At 66.3% G+C, this 12,537-nt stretch carries 10 protein-coding genes and 1 pseudogene; 2 read left to right on the forward strand and 9 right to left on the reverse strand.

The window, feature by feature from the left end; translation table 11 throughout:
- Positions 1-183: 183 nt before the first annotated feature.
- The 3 genes from VAE54_RS09340 to VAE54_RS09350 are packed head-to-tail and all read right to left on the reverse strand — an operon-like array spanning position 184 to position 4,183.
- Positions 184-2,493 (reverse strand): transglutaminase TgpA family protein, encoded by a 2,310-nt coding sequence (locus VAE54_RS09340; protein ID WP_322801689.1) that lies wholly within the window; start codon positions 2,491-2,493, stop codon positions 184-186.
- Positions 2,472-3,275 carry a 5'/3'-nucleotidase SurE gene (gene surE / locus VAE54_RS09345; RefSeq protein WP_322801690.1) on the reverse strand — a complete coding sequence of 268 codons (804 nt, stop codon included), beginning with the start codon at positions 3,273-3,275 and terminating at the stop codon, positions 2,472-2,474. Before surE ends, VAE54_RS09340 begins: the two co-directional genes overlap by 22 nt.
- The gene (locus VAE54_RS09350) at positions 3,257-4,183 is read right to left on the reverse strand and encodes a hypothetical protein (protein WP_322801691.1); all 927 of its coding nucleotides are present in this window, start codon (positions 4,181-4,183) and stop codon (positions 3,257-3,259) included. Before VAE54_RS09350 ends, surE begins: the two co-directional genes overlap by 19 nt.
- A 369-nt stretch (positions 4,184-4,552) precedes the next feature.
- On the opposite strand from VAE54_RS09350, the gene VAE54_RS09355 reads away from it, so the two are divergent.
- Positions 4,553-4,783 (forward strand): YtxH domain-containing protein, encoded by a 231-nt coding sequence (locus VAE54_RS09355; protein ID WP_322801692.1) that lies wholly within the window; start codon positions 4,553-4,555, stop codon positions 4,781-4,783.
- A 102-nt stretch (positions 4,784-4,885) separates the two neighbouring features.
- Here VAE54_RS09355 and VAE54_RS09360 read toward each other — a convergent pair whose 3' ends face one another.
- The 6 genes from VAE54_RS09360 to VAE54_RS09385 all read right to left on the reverse strand — a co-directional run bounded on the left by VAE54_RS09360 (position 4,886) and on the right by VAE54_RS09385 (position 11,065).
- Positions 4,886-6,484, reverse strand: coding sequence for a penicillin acylase family protein (locus VAE54_RS09360; protein ID WP_322801693.1), 1,599 nt, complete (start codon positions 6,482-6,484; stop codon positions 4,886-4,888).
- A 48-nt stretch (positions 6,485-6,532) separates the two neighbouring features.
- Complete coding sequence (locus tag VAE54_RS09365; protein ID WP_322801694.1) at positions 6,533-6,958, reverse strand: S1C family serine protease; 426 nt, start codon at positions 6,956-6,958, stop codon at positions 6,533-6,535.
- A 3-nt stretch (positions 6,959-6,961) separates the two neighbouring features.
- Positions 6,962-8,254: a UDP-N-acetylglucosamine 1-carboxyvinyltransferase gene (gene murA, locus VAE54_RS09370; RefSeq protein WP_322801695.1), complete on the reverse strand. Its 1,293-nt coding sequence runs from the start codon at positions 8,252-8,254 to the stop codon at positions 6,962-6,964.
- Positions 8,255-8,292: 38 nt separating this feature from the next.
- The gene (locus VAE54_RS09375) at positions 8,293-9,147 is read right to left on the reverse strand and encodes an SAM-dependent chlorinase/fluorinase (RefSeq protein ID WP_322801696.1); all 855 of its coding nucleotides are present in this window, start codon (positions 9,145-9,147) and stop codon (positions 8,293-8,295) included.
- Positions 9,148-9,522: 375 nt separating this feature from the next.
- Complete coding sequence (locus VAE54_RS09380; protein ID WP_322801697.1) at positions 9,523-10,134, reverse strand: M23 family metallopeptidase; 612 nt, start codon at positions 10,132-10,134, stop codon at positions 9,523-9,525.
- Between the two features lie 646 nt (positions 10,135-10,780).
- On the reverse strand, positions 10,781-11,065 hold the full coding sequence (locus VAE54_RS09385; protein WP_322801698.1) for a hypothetical protein: 285 nt from the start codon (positions 11,063-11,065) through the stop codon (positions 10,781-10,783).
- A gap of 1,195 nt (positions 11,066-12,260) precedes the next feature.
- Here VAE54_RS09385 and VAE54_RS09390 point away from each other — a divergent pair.
- A pseudogene (locus VAE54_RS09390) lies at positions 12,261-12,537 on the forward strand (hypothetical protein); the annotation flags it as partial.

Genomic DNA, 12,537 nt, shown 5'->3' on the forward strand with positions numbered 1-12,537 from the left:
CCTGGCGAGGGATTCAGATCCCCCTGTCCGTGTAACGGACGGCCATCCGCCCCAACCTCCTCGGGTAGGCGGGCTTTCATCCCGACGCTTCGCCCGACCTGGGGTCGCCGTTCAAGCGGCCCATGCAAGAGGGATTCTGGTCATTCCGGGAATCCCACTGGCGGGCGATTCGGGCCATCTCCGTTACCTGCGGAACGAAACGCGAGGCCCTGCCATAGATCCCTTCCCGATCGGGGGCAGGGCTTGCCGGAGCCGCCACTGAAGCCCCTTATACAGAAGGCGCGGCACCCATCCTGGAGGCGGTGGGAGCGCCCGGGCCCGACGTCCTCCGAACCGGACCGCGCTGTAACACTCCGCCACCTGCTCCAGCGCCCCAGCAACTTCCGGGATCAGACCCCCCAAATAACGGGCGCGCTCCATCGGGGTCCAGGAGGCCGGGAACCGGATCCCCAGCAGCCACGCCACCCGGTTCATCCAGAGGTAACCCCGAGCGGCCGGGGAGAGCCGGCGCACCCGATAGTGATCCCGGATCCCAAGCGCCAAGCTCAGGAATCCCAGCGCTCCAACGAAGCCCACCGTCACGAGCCCCACCGAGAAGCGTGAAGCCCGGGGCAAGGGAAGCGATTCCCCCGGCTGGATGTCGAAATCCCCTTCCAGCATACGGCGGGGGGTCGGCATCGGCCGGGGCGCCCCAGGCGTTGAATCGATGGGCCCAGGGGCCGCGGGGGTGGGGGTCGGGGAGATGGGACGCTGCGGGCGGAGGATGGAAGGCTGGGCCGCGGTGGGTTCGAATTCCACCCATCCGAAGCCCGGGAAGTAGATCTCCACCCAGGTGTGGGCATCCCGCTGACGCACCCGATAACGCCCATCGGGCATCCACTCCCCCTGCGCGTAACCGCTCACCACCCGGGCCGGGATGCCCAGGGCGCGGGCCATCACTGCCATCGCGGACGCATAGTAATCACAGTATCCCTGACGGATGTCGAAGAGCACATACACCACGCCGTCCCGGCCGGGTGGGGGGGGCGGGATGTTCTCATTATAACGGATATTGCGGCGCAGCCAGGCCTCGAGCGCCGCCGCCTTATCGTAAGGCGTATCGTAACCGGCCGTGATCCGCTCGGCCAGACGGCGGATCCGGGGATCCAGATCGGAGGGCAACTGCAGATACCGCTGCACCCATTCCGGATAAACTGTCCCCGCCTGCCGCAGGCTCTCGACATCAGGAACCGGGACCAGGGAGATGGCCTCATAGATCTGCTGGGCGCCGAAGGGCCGTGGGCTGCGGATCAGCATCAGATCATGGGCCTGGGCGTTGAAACGCCCCTGAACAATGGAGGGCAGGCTGACCGCGACGGGATGCTGAGCGGCGAAGATCAGGGTGTTGCCGGGGAGATAGACGATGAACGTCTGGGTGACCACCGCCCGGCCTTCCCAGAGAGGCCGCGCCGTCAGAGCCGTCATCGGCGCGCGGCTCTGTTCATCTTCCCCCGAGGAAAGCCAGCCGCTGGAGGTGTAGACATCGTAAACCATACCACGCCAGTAGCGGGCGGGCCCCTGCGCTTTCACATCCATCACCGGCGTGTCGCTCAGCCGCCGCGGGCCACCGAAAGACAGCGTGCGGCTGAGGGGGCTCCCATAGGCCGGGCGCTGGGAACGCAGGGAGCTGAACAATCGGTTAAAGGTCTCCTGGCTCCGGCGCAACGGCCGGCTGACCTCGCCCCAGGCCCGGGAAACCATCTCATTGGTCCCCCCCGCCGGAAGCAACCAGGCCAAGGCCAGCGTCAGCCCGGCCATCACCAGCCCCGCCCGCAGGATGTCCACCCCCAGATCCGGGACGAACCATACCCGCTCCAGCCGCCATCGGTAGCTCTGCTCCTCATAATGAACCGTGACCAGCCAGAGCAGCGCGCCCAGAAGGTAGGCGATCAGGAAGAGGGTGAGCGGACGGGGACCCAGATAGTAATAGGCGTTGATAAAGGTAATGAGCCCGGCCGGAAGCAACGCCCGCCATGATCGGATCGTCCGAAAAGAATACCAGGCGCTCGCGCTGGCGGCCAGCCAGATCAGAGCGCCCATCAGGACCACGAAGGGGAGCGGGTCGCTGCCGCGACCGCCCCGCATGGCCTCCATCGCCCAGACGGTGAGACGATAGCCCAGCCACTGAAGTTTCAGCGACCAGGTGGGCACATGGATCAGACGGGCGCTGAGATACCCGACCCAGACGGCTCCATACCCCAGATTCAGCACCAGGGCGACAGGCCCCGGGAAACGGGAGATCGCCAGCAGCCACCCGATGAGGAGGCCCCCGATGGCCACCGGCGGAAGGATCTCCAGGCCATCTGCCCAACCGGATAGCGTCACCGTCCATGCGGCCGAGCCGTTGATCACCAGCAGGAGGAACAGCATCCAGAGCGTCCCCCCTACCCCGCGGGAGACGGCCGGCGCCATCGGGAAGGCCCGGGAGAGCCCTACCTGGCGTTCTCCCACCATTGGCGCAACTCCCTTTCCGAGACCCGGGATGTGAGATCCAGGCTCAGCGGCGTGACCGAGACTACCTGATCCACCACCAGCGCGTGAATATCCGAATCGGGCTCCAGGCGCTCAAAGTCGATCTCCACCCGATACCCCAGCGGACCGGGATCCGTCGGGCGACGGCGCATCGGCCGCACCGGAACGAAATACCGCTGGCGGGACTGGCGGGTCCAGCGCCACGGCGTCTCCGGCGTGGCGGTGGCGGGGATATCGATTTTGAGCACATCCACATCAAAAGGCAACGCCTGCCGGAGGACCGCCCGGGCAAATAAGCAGGTGAAATAAGCGGCGGCGCGGAAATCGATCTCCTCCGAATACCCCAGGTGGTGCTCCACCGGGGTCTGCAGGGAGACCGCCAGAGCGGGGATGCCGAAGCTGGCCGCCTCCAGGGCGGCCCCCACGGTGCCCGAGATGGTTACCCCGGAGCCCACGTTCTCCCCGTAATTGATGCCGGAGACCACCAGATCCGGCGGGCGCGGCAGGATCTCCAGGATCGCGTGATCCACCACCTGAGCCGGCGTCCCCTCCACCGCATAGGCCCGGAGGATCCCGCCGTTCACCATCAGGGTCTCCGGATAGATCCGCCCCTCGGAGGTGGCCGGCATACAACGCCCCGCGCCGGACCACTGCTCGACGGGAGCCACCACCACCACCTGCCCCAGGGTTTGCAGGGCAGCTGCCGCCGCCCGCAACCCGGGGGATCGGATCCCATCGTCGTTGGTCACCAGGATGAGCGGCACGGCGCCCTCCGGAAGACCGCCTCCGCGATCCGATCGGCGATCCGATGCAGGATCTCATCCGGCACCCCCTCCGGGGCCATGGACTGGGGGCGGGTGTCGATGGGATCGTTGACGTAATCGATACAGAGGAACCGCCCTTCCTCGTCCATGGCGATCTCGCTGGAGAAGAGATGCAGACCACACACCTCCGCGATCCGATGGCCCAGCGCCCAGAGGGGATATAAGCCGAAGGCCTCCCGCTCCGCCTCGGTGACCGGCGCATATCGATGGGTCTCCGGGTTCCACCAGCATGGGAACACCGCATCCACCGCGTAAAGCACCCGAAACCACGCCGGCCGTCCCCCGAGCTCGCGCGGGCGCACATACCGCTGGATCAGGAACGGCTCGTCCGGGAAGGCGGCCCGCAGGACGGCCAGATCCTCTGGACTCGCAATCCGCTTCACCCCCTCTCCCCCGCCCCCGAAGGCCGGCTTGGCGATCCAGAGGCCGATCGCTTCCTCCGGCCATTCCACTTCGGGCTGTTCTTCCCATGGGGGAAGAATCCACGTGGGCGGTGTGGGGAGCCCGGCGGCAATAAAACGCTGGTGCATGGCCGCTTTATCCCACGCTGCCCGGGCCTGCTCCGTGGGGTTCAGACGGAAAACGCCAGCGGCCCGAGCCCAATCGACCAGGGCCTCGAAATCCTCATCCCAGTCGGAAGCCCGATCGAAGAAGGCCCGACAGATCCACTGGCCCCTCCATGCCCGCTCCAGAATCGCCGGGAGATCCTCCGGCGTGATGCTCGCCATCGAGAGGCCACGGCGCCCGCAGGCCTCCCGGAGCATTTCCACAAACGGCCGATCGCAATCCCAGTTCCAGGCGATGGCCAGATCCACGATCTCCTCATGAACTTTGCTCTCAATTCGCATTTCCCCCTGCATCCACTCCACCCGGGAAAGGCCAGGAGCCCCCGATTCCAGCTCCTTCCTGGCTCTCTTCATCATAACATAGGATGGGAGATTCCCTCCAGGGAATGAGACGTTGGCCCAGAGGTCTCCCAGCATCCAGCTGGACATCCGCTGTTCTGCAAATTGAAGAACGAACCCTCTCCCAGACGGAGGGTCCAGGCCAGCCGTCCTTCTCCGGATGCAAGGTAAAATAAAAGCGTGTGTTACACGGTGCCACATCATGCGCCCTGCTTCCAGAGGCTTGTCGGGAGGCAATCGTGGGGCCTTCCCGCTAAATCGAACCCCATCGGTTCTCATCCCGGCAAACCAAGCCTGCATGCGAGGGAACCCATGCGACGCGCGATCTTCTGGATTTATGGCTTTCTGGTGGGTGGATTAATCGGGGCCGGTCTGGTCCTGCTGTTCACCCCTCAATCGGGCGAGGACCTGCGCAAAAAGATTCAGGCCCGATGGCGGCAGATCCTGGAGGAAGGACGCCAGGCGGCGGCCCAGCATCGGGCGGAGCTGGAACGGGAGCTGGCGATGCTCACCCGTCGAACTCCGCCCGCCCCATCATCGTAGGATCACCGCGAGCGGCTGTTCCGCAAATGGCATGCCCGGCGCCACCCTGAAAAAGATCTCCTTCCTGTGAGGGAGGATCGCCGGGAGTTTTCCGCATCCCCTCTACGGCCACGGCCACCACCACGGGGCGGGCGCCGTCTCGATCCCCACGACCGAACCGCCTCTCACCGTGAGCGCCGGCCAGAAGGCCGTCCGATACGGCCGGGCCGGATCGATCGGCGTGGGCCAGGGCGCCCGCTCGTCCCCTCCCACCGGGATCTCCACCTGAAACGGCCAGCCGGGGATCGACAGGGCAGCCGCATGGGCTTTCCCCCATTCCCAGATGGTGTGCAGATCGCCATAGCGCCGTCCGATCCAGATCAACGCCCGCCGGTAGGCTTCCCGCAGGATGGATCTCCGGTCCTCATCTCCCGATGGGCTCCCAGGGTTCCCCAGGGTTTCATCCGCCAGCAGCGCCGTCAGGACCACCTCCGCAGGCCGCCGGGTGAGCAGACGCCGCAGCCCCTCCTCTCCCAGCGCGTCCTGCAGCGTCGCCCGGAGGATCTCCTCCCGCCATACGACGTAGACGAGAGCGGAAGGGCTTCGTGCGTCCAGGTCTCCTTCCCAGCGCTGGAGCATCCCCTGCACCCGCCGTTGCAGCCAGTCCTGCGGCGGCAACGCTCGCAGCGCCTCCCGATGGACCGCCCGGGCTGCCGAGCACAAAGGCCATTCCCCCGGGAGGGGCATCCAGCTCCAGAACGGGGACGACGTCCCCTCCATCGCGATCGCGCGGACCAGCTCCTCCAGATGATCCAGGGGGTCCCCGAAGCCGGGCTCCGGCTGCAACCACCGCCCGCCGGATGGGGAGATGCGCGCGAGGGCGCCGGGGATCCCCGGCCAGCGCAGGCGCAGCGTTTCCCCCTCCCACGCCGCGCGCCAGGGCAGCGGCAGCACCGGGGCCGCCATGGCGTGGAGGCGGAACCCCAGGCCCTCCCGGCAGCCGCGGAAGAGCCCGAGCTCCGGGGCCACGCCGGCGGCCGCCCACGCCCGCCACACGGCCTCACGCATCGCGGCATCCGGGACCGGCGAGGCGGAGGTCCAGCGAGGGTCTTCCAGGGCGGAGCGAAGGAAAGGGGGAAGACGCGGAAGCAGGCGATGGATCTCCGCCTCCATCCATCCGGGGTGGGCCAGGGCCAGGCCCGCCGCCACCATCAGGCTATCCCGGGGATCCCAGGGCCGGGCGATGGGGTCCGGCCGCGGGAGGCGGCGGGCGCCCGGGATCCCCATCCGCCAGGCGGCGTTGACCCCGGCGGCATACGCTTCGAGCCGGGCCCGGGCCTCCTCATCCAGGGCCTCCCAGGCCCGGGCGACGGCCGGGGGGATCCGCTCCCGGGCCCATGCATCCGCCTCCGCGGCCTCCGGCCCGATCAGCGCCTGGAGCTGGCCATACGCCGCCGCCCGCCGCAGGATCAGCAACGGAGCGGCGTCCAGCCCGTCCAGGACGCCTTCCGCGAACGCCTCATCCCGCGCGGAACCGGCCTCCAGACGCCACTGGGCCGGGCCGGCCGGGCGCAGGAGGATCCTCCCCTCCGGCCCTTGCAGGGTGAGGTGGGAAGGCGGGCGCATCGCCAGCCCCAGCAGCGGGACCCCGGCGAGGATCCCCACGATCAGGATCAGGGCCAGGACGGCCGCGCGGCGAAGATACCGTGTTCCCTGGCTCATCCGTTCCACCCGGGCTTCCGGCATGCGGGGAAACGACAGCGGCCCCGCTCAGGGAGCCCGGCCCAGCGTGACGGAGACGGTCCGTTCCTCCCCGTCCCGGACCACCGTCAGGCGCACGGTGTCCCCGGGGCGATAGCGCCGCAGGAGATCAGGGAGCGGATGGCGGTCGTTGACGAGCTCCCCGTTCACCGCGGTGATCCGGTCGCTGGGGCGCAGGCCGGCCTCCTCCGCCGGGCTGCCGGGCAGCACCTCGAGGACCCGGGCGCCATCCGCCTCGTGGATCACCCGCACCCCCAGCCAGGGAGCGCCGGAGGGGGGCCGGGTAGGGGCTGGGGTGCCCGGGCCCCTGCCGATCAGATAACCGACCAGCCCGCCCACTGCCAGGCCGATGCACCCGCAGGCCAGGCCGACCAGGATCAGGGCCACGATCCACATCCACGTCCGGTTCCCGAAACCCGAGGACGAATCGCTCATGGCCTATCGCTCCACGCGTTCGATGGCCGCGCCCAGGGCGCGCAGCTTCCCGTCGAGATCCTCATAGCCCCGATCGATCTGGGTGATGTTGCGGATCACGCTGGTTCCCTCGGCGCAGAGGGCCGCGATCACTAGCGCCATCCCCGCCCGGATGTCCGGGCTCTCCAGGCGCTCCCCGTGCAGCGGGGAGGGGCCATGGACCAGACAGCGATGGGGATCGCAGAGGACAATGCGAGCGCCCATAGCGATCAGTTTGTCCACGAAATAGAGGCGGCTCTCAAACATCTTCTCGTGGAAGAGGACGGGGCCCGCCGCCTGGGTGGCGGCCACGATGGCGATGCTCATCAGATCGGCGGGGAACCCCGGCCACGGGGCGTCCTCGATCTTCGGGATATGCCCGCCGATATCGGGCACCACCCGGAGGGATTGCTCGGGGGGCACGAAGATATCTTCCCCGTGGATTTCGAAATGGATCCCCAGGCGCCGGTAGACCAGCTGCACCATGCGCAGGTGATGGGGGACGGCACGGCGGATCCAGATGCCATCGCCGACCAAGGCGGCCAACCCGATGAAAGATCCCACCTCGATATGATCGGATTCGATCTCCCACTCCCCGCCCCCCAGGCGGTCCACCCCGTGGATGATCAGGGTGTTGGAGCCGATGCCCTCGATGCAGGCGCCGATCCGGTTGAGGAAGCGGCAGAGAGCCTGGACGTGCGGCTCCGAGGCCGCGTTGCGCAGGACCGTGGTGCCCCGGGCCAGGGCCGCGGCCATCACGGCGTTCTCCGTCGCCGTCACGCTGGCCTCATCCAGCAGGATATCCGCGCCGGTCAACCGGCCCTTCGAGCGGATGCGGAACACCCGGTTCACCTCATAGCGCGCCCCCAGGGCCTCAAAGGCCAGGAAGTGGGTATCCAGCCGCCGGCGGCCGATGACATCCCCGCCGGGCGGCGGCATCTCCACCTCGCCGAACCGGGCCAGCAGCGGGCCCGCCAGCAGGATGCTCGCCCGGATGTCCCGACAGAGCTCCGGGTTCAGAGGGCGTGGGCGCACGTCACGGGTGTCAATCCGCAACGTATGGGGGTCCAGCTCCTCGATGGCCGCTCCCAGATCGCTCAGGAGCCGCAGCAGCGTGCGCACATCGCGGATGCGGGGCACGTTGCGCAACACCACCGGCTCCTCGGCGAGCAGGGTGGCGGCGATGAGGGGGAGGGCGGCGTTCTTATTGCCGCCCGGCCGCACCTCCCCCCGGAGCCGTCGCCCTCCCTCGATGACAAAACAGGCTTCGCGGGCCATGGCATCCCTCGCTCGCGTCCGGGATTCCACCCCTCCCTTCACTCCAGCGACAGAAGGCGCACCCGCACGACCACCGGATCCCCCCGCCGGGCCTCCAGGGCGGCCGCGGCGCACCCATGGACCAGTCCGATCTCCAGGAAGCCGGAGCTGCCCGGGTAGGCGATCAGCTCGCCCGGTTCCCCCTCCGCGAACGTATGGACGATGCCTGGAAGCACTCGATCGCCGATCTCCACCCGCGCCTCGCTGGCCCGGAAGACCACCGGGAAACGCCGGGCGAGGGGACCGAAAGCGGGCTGCAGAACGAGCGTGGCCCCCTGCCACTGGAGCCGGCCGATGCTGGTCACCAGGTTCCCGAAGCGATCGGCGTGCAGGATCTCCCCGACGATGCGCTCCTCCTCCAGCTCCAGGCGGGGCGGCGGCAGGCGGACCGGATCGGTCACCGGCGGGCCGAAGGCGGCGGGGGGGACCCCCCGGGCGAGGTGGGCCGCCGCCGGGGCGAAGACATCCCGACCGTGGAAGGTGTAGCTGACCCGGGGCAGGCGATAGGAGGGCTCCTCGAGGGCATAACACCGGGCCTCCGGGTGCGCGTCCAGGATGAAGCTGAAGAGCCCGTTATCCGGCCCCACGAAGAGCGCCCCTTCGGTCTCCACGATCAGGGCGCGGCGCCCGCTGCCCACCCCGGGATCCACCACCGCGAGGTGGATGGTCCCGGGCGGGAAATAGGGCGCCGCCTCCGCCACCACGAAGGCCGCCCGCCGGATATCCTGGGGCGGGATATGGTGGCTCAGATCCACCAGCCGCACATCGGGGGCGATGGAGAGGATCACCCCCTTCATCGTCCCCACGTAGCCATCCTCATCGCCGAAGTCCGTCGTCAGGGTGATGATCCGCATGCGCGCTCCTTACCGGGTCATGGCTTCCGCCGACCCCCCAGGCTCCCTCTGACGGATCCGCTGGGAGCCCGCCGGGCACCTCCCGGCTCTTCAGTATAGTCCAGCCCGGGCGATCCGGAGCAAGAAGGGGAGGGACGAATTATGGGCTGCGGCGGATCAGAGGCAGAAAGAGGGGAGAGACCGGTAGGAAGCGCACAGCATCCACTCCAATCTGACACCAGACGGATTGCCCCTGGGAATTCCAGCAATGGGACTCATCAGCCGGATTCTCCGTCGTTGCATCGTCAAGCCAGATCCCTACCCAGGCCGGATAGCGTCCGAAGGGATGGATGCCCAAGCTGATCCAGCGATTATAGACACCCTGTTGATCGATAATCATGGGAAGAGCCGGCATGTAGTCCAAGGGGGAAACCAGCCAGTAGCGAGCCCACCAGGTTGTCGCATGTTCGGATGTTCGGAAGGAACGAAGACCTGAACTTCATAAATGCCGGGATGAGGCGGGATCCACAAAGCCCAATAGTCCCGTACTTCATCGTTTCCATACGTCCATAACATATCCCCACCATATCCTTGCCCAGTGACAGAATACCAGTAAGGACAGGGATCCGGAGGACAAGCGACCAAGCGATTGTCGAGAGTGTGCCCTTTTCGGAAGAAAGGGTCGGAAAGAGAGGGTGGCACATCGTCCACAATGTGGGAAGCCTCAAAGACTGGTGCCGATGGCCCTACCCAGCGTCCCTGCTCATCCCAAAAAGTTGAATAGCCATTCTGATAATCAATCTCGATGAACAATCCGTAACCTCTGCTTCGATGATACCAATCCCACCATCCTGCTCGGATCACAACACCATCCGCAGCAGCCAGGACAGGCTCGTAGGTTAGAGCAAAATCATAACCTGAGTGTCCTTCGTAGGCGTCCGGGTTGATCCAACGGGCGATCATAATAAGCGATTGCAACCCCATTGCTGTTCCGACCACAAATTCCATAATCTGGGATAGCTATCCGATCATCATAAAGAACAATACGCTGATTAATGGTGTATTCGGGGGACTCAATCGAAGTAGCTATTAATTCCTCGCGCTCCGAAATAGGGCGGGGTAAGAAAGGGAGCTGTGGATATCGTGATCGGGGAGAGAAAGGTTTGTGCAAAACGGGCCGATGGAGGTTGGCCTGTGGACAGGAGAATCAGAAGAACCCCCCCACTGCCGAAGGCGAGTGCCCCCCATCGAAGCGGCCTTCGCCAGCCTTAGGACTCCGGGATCCAGATTGGAGCATGTTCTCGATCGGAGGTATTCGTTAACCGTTGACGGCTGGTCCCATCCGCCCGTACCTGCCACAGGTCCACCTGCTCCCTTTCATCGAGTTCATCGAGGCCTGAATACACCAGCCATCGACCATCCGGGGACCAGGCGGGGTCGATGGCGTTGTCAGCCACCCGATATATCTTCCCGCGATTCCTACCCCTCGCCATCGGCATACTGGATCCGCTCGATAGAGATCCAGCTTGCTCCAGCATCCATGCCCCTGGGTCCAGCCTACATGGGCCACCCGCTGGCTGTCCGGCGACCATACCGGCTCGAAGCCCCATCCAGTTAGGAAAGGGCCGTGCAAGGGTTGACGGCGTCCCGTTGCCTATTCCAGCACCCATAGGGATCGAGAGGAAGCCGTAAGACGGCCCTGGGAAGGAGAAGGAACAGGCTCGGGGTCCCCGGAGTAAAGGAGCCAGCGGCCGTCGGGAGACCATCCCCAGACGGCTGTGAAGGAAGGGGATTGCCATAGCAGATGTGGCTCTCCGCCGTCCATCGGGGACGCCCATATCTGATGCACGTCCCAGGTGTTCGTGGCATAAACCAGCCACCGGCCATCCGGAGAGATAGCCGCCCCGCTCACATCCCGGGTCCCTGGCTTGGCCAGCACACGATGCGTCCCTCTCTCCACATCAAAAAGCCAGAGCTGGGAGCCCAGATCCTGATAAAACAGGATATGAAGGCCATCCGGATGCCAGCCAAAGAATTTCCCTGTGGCCAGAGAGTGGAAAGCAGGCGGAGGGAAGTCAACCCAGGAGCAGGCCCCATTGCCAGCACATGGACCACATCTCCTCCCTCCGTCTCTACGATCCCAACGAGGTAACGATGGTTTGGAGAAAGCGCCAGACGATCGAAGATGGCCGGCCGCTCTCCTCCGGTTCCGGCTTCAAGGAGGCGCAGGTTGAACAGCCCATCCGATGGATAGCCATCTGCGCTCATTGGTACGGCCAGAATCCCTTCCCGATGATTTGGGATGAGCACCCACCCCCGGGCATCTGCAGCCGGCCCTGGCCGCGGGAAGACCGCGTGAGGAGAGGGTGCTGGAACTGGAGGGGGCGTCCAGGGCGTATAAATCGGCCGGACAGTCGCATAGGCTGTAGGAGTGGGAAGCCCCGGACAGGTTTGATAAGGAGGTGTCGGAAAGGGAGGAGGAGCACACAGAGGAAGGAGAGTTGGAGAGGGCGTTGGGGGAGATCCAGGGGGCGTTGGAAGTGTGGAAAGCGGAGAACGGGTTGGGAGCGGGAAACCTGGGCGCAAAAGAACGATTAAGGCAATCCCCGCGCCGGCCAGGAGCAGCGTGCTGATCCCCTCACGAAGGAATCTCCGCATCCCATCCCCCCAGCCTCAAATCCGATGCAGACAGATTGTAAATTGTAAGATGAAGGCGCGGGGATGTCCAGCCTCATCTTTTTTTAACAATAGGACGCATCGCGGAGGGACAGCGATGTTCCCTTACCTGCTTTGATCAAAATGGGGCGGCGCATGGCCGCCAGCGGTTCCCCCGCTTCCTCGAGGGGGCGGCGCGTTATGGCGCGCGGCGATGCGGGGGCTGGACGGTCCGGCGGGCGGTCTTCCAGTCGAGGAAGGAACCGGCCTGCCATGCGCTCGTCTAACGGGGTTGCATCTTCGGAGGATCAGGGGAACCCCCCTGGATCCTGTAAAATGATAGGGGAGAAGGCAACCCGGCCCCGGAGCCATCCGATGGCAGCGCATCCGGATGCCGAGCGCAGCTACCTGGAGAGCGTGGCGGAGCAGTGGGGAACCCTCCGCGCCGGCGACGCTGAAATCCCCCTCACCGATGTCTTATGCTCGAGGCCATCGCCCGCCCCGAACCCCACCCTCTGGAGCGTCGCCCCGAACTCCCGCCCGTGCCCGAGCGGTGGGAGCACATCGGAGGGCCCGCCGGAGGCCCGGAACGCCCTCCCGAACCGCCCCGCCCCGTGCCCCTCGCCCAGGCCCTGAAGGAAGCCCACCACCTGACGCTCCTCGGGGAGCCCGGGGCGGGCAAGACCACCACCCTCCAGTTCGTGGGCCTCTGCTTCGCCCGGCCCGGCTGGGCCCGAGCGCGCCTGGAGCTCGAAG

Origin of the sequence: Thermoflexus sp., from assembly GCF_034432235.1 — a bacterium.
GTDB lineage: Bacteria > Chloroflexota > Anaerolineae > Thermoflexales > Thermoflexaceae > Thermoflexus.

Bases quoted from the DNA above. Each gene is read 5' to 3' on its own strand.
- VAE54_RS09340 (WP_322801689.1), bottom strand. From the start codon at position 2,493: ATGGTGGGAGAACGCCAGGTAGGGCTCTCCCGGGCCTTCCCGATGGCG.
- VAE54_RS09350 (WP_322801691.1), bottom strand. From the start codon at position 4,183: ATGCGAATTGAGAGCAAAGTTCATGAGGAGATCGTGGATCTGGCCATC.
- VAE54_RS09355 (WP_322801692.1), top strand. From the start codon at position 4,553: ATGCGACGCGCGATCTTCTGGATTTATGGCTTTCTGGTGGGTGGATTA.
- VAE54_RS09360 (WP_322801693.1), bottom strand. From the start codon at position 6,484: ATGAGCCAGGGAACACGGTATCTTCGCCGCGCGGCCGTCCTGGCCCTG.
- VAE54_RS09365 (WP_322801694.1), bottom strand. From the start codon at position 6,958: ATGAGCGATTCGTCCTCGGGTTTCGGGAACCGGACGTGGATGTGGATC.
- murA (WP_322801695.1), bottom strand. From the start codon at position 8,254: ATGGCCCGCGAAGCCTGTTTTGTCATCGAGGGAGGGCGACGGCTCCGG.
- VAE54_RS09375 (WP_322801696.1), bottom strand. From the start codon at position 9,147: ATGCGGATCATCACCCTGACGACGGACTTCGGCGATGAGGATGGCTAC.
- VAE54_RS09380 (WP_322801697.1), bottom strand. From the start codon at position 10,134: ATGGAATTTGTGGTCGGAACAGCAATGGGGTTGCAATCGCTTATTATG.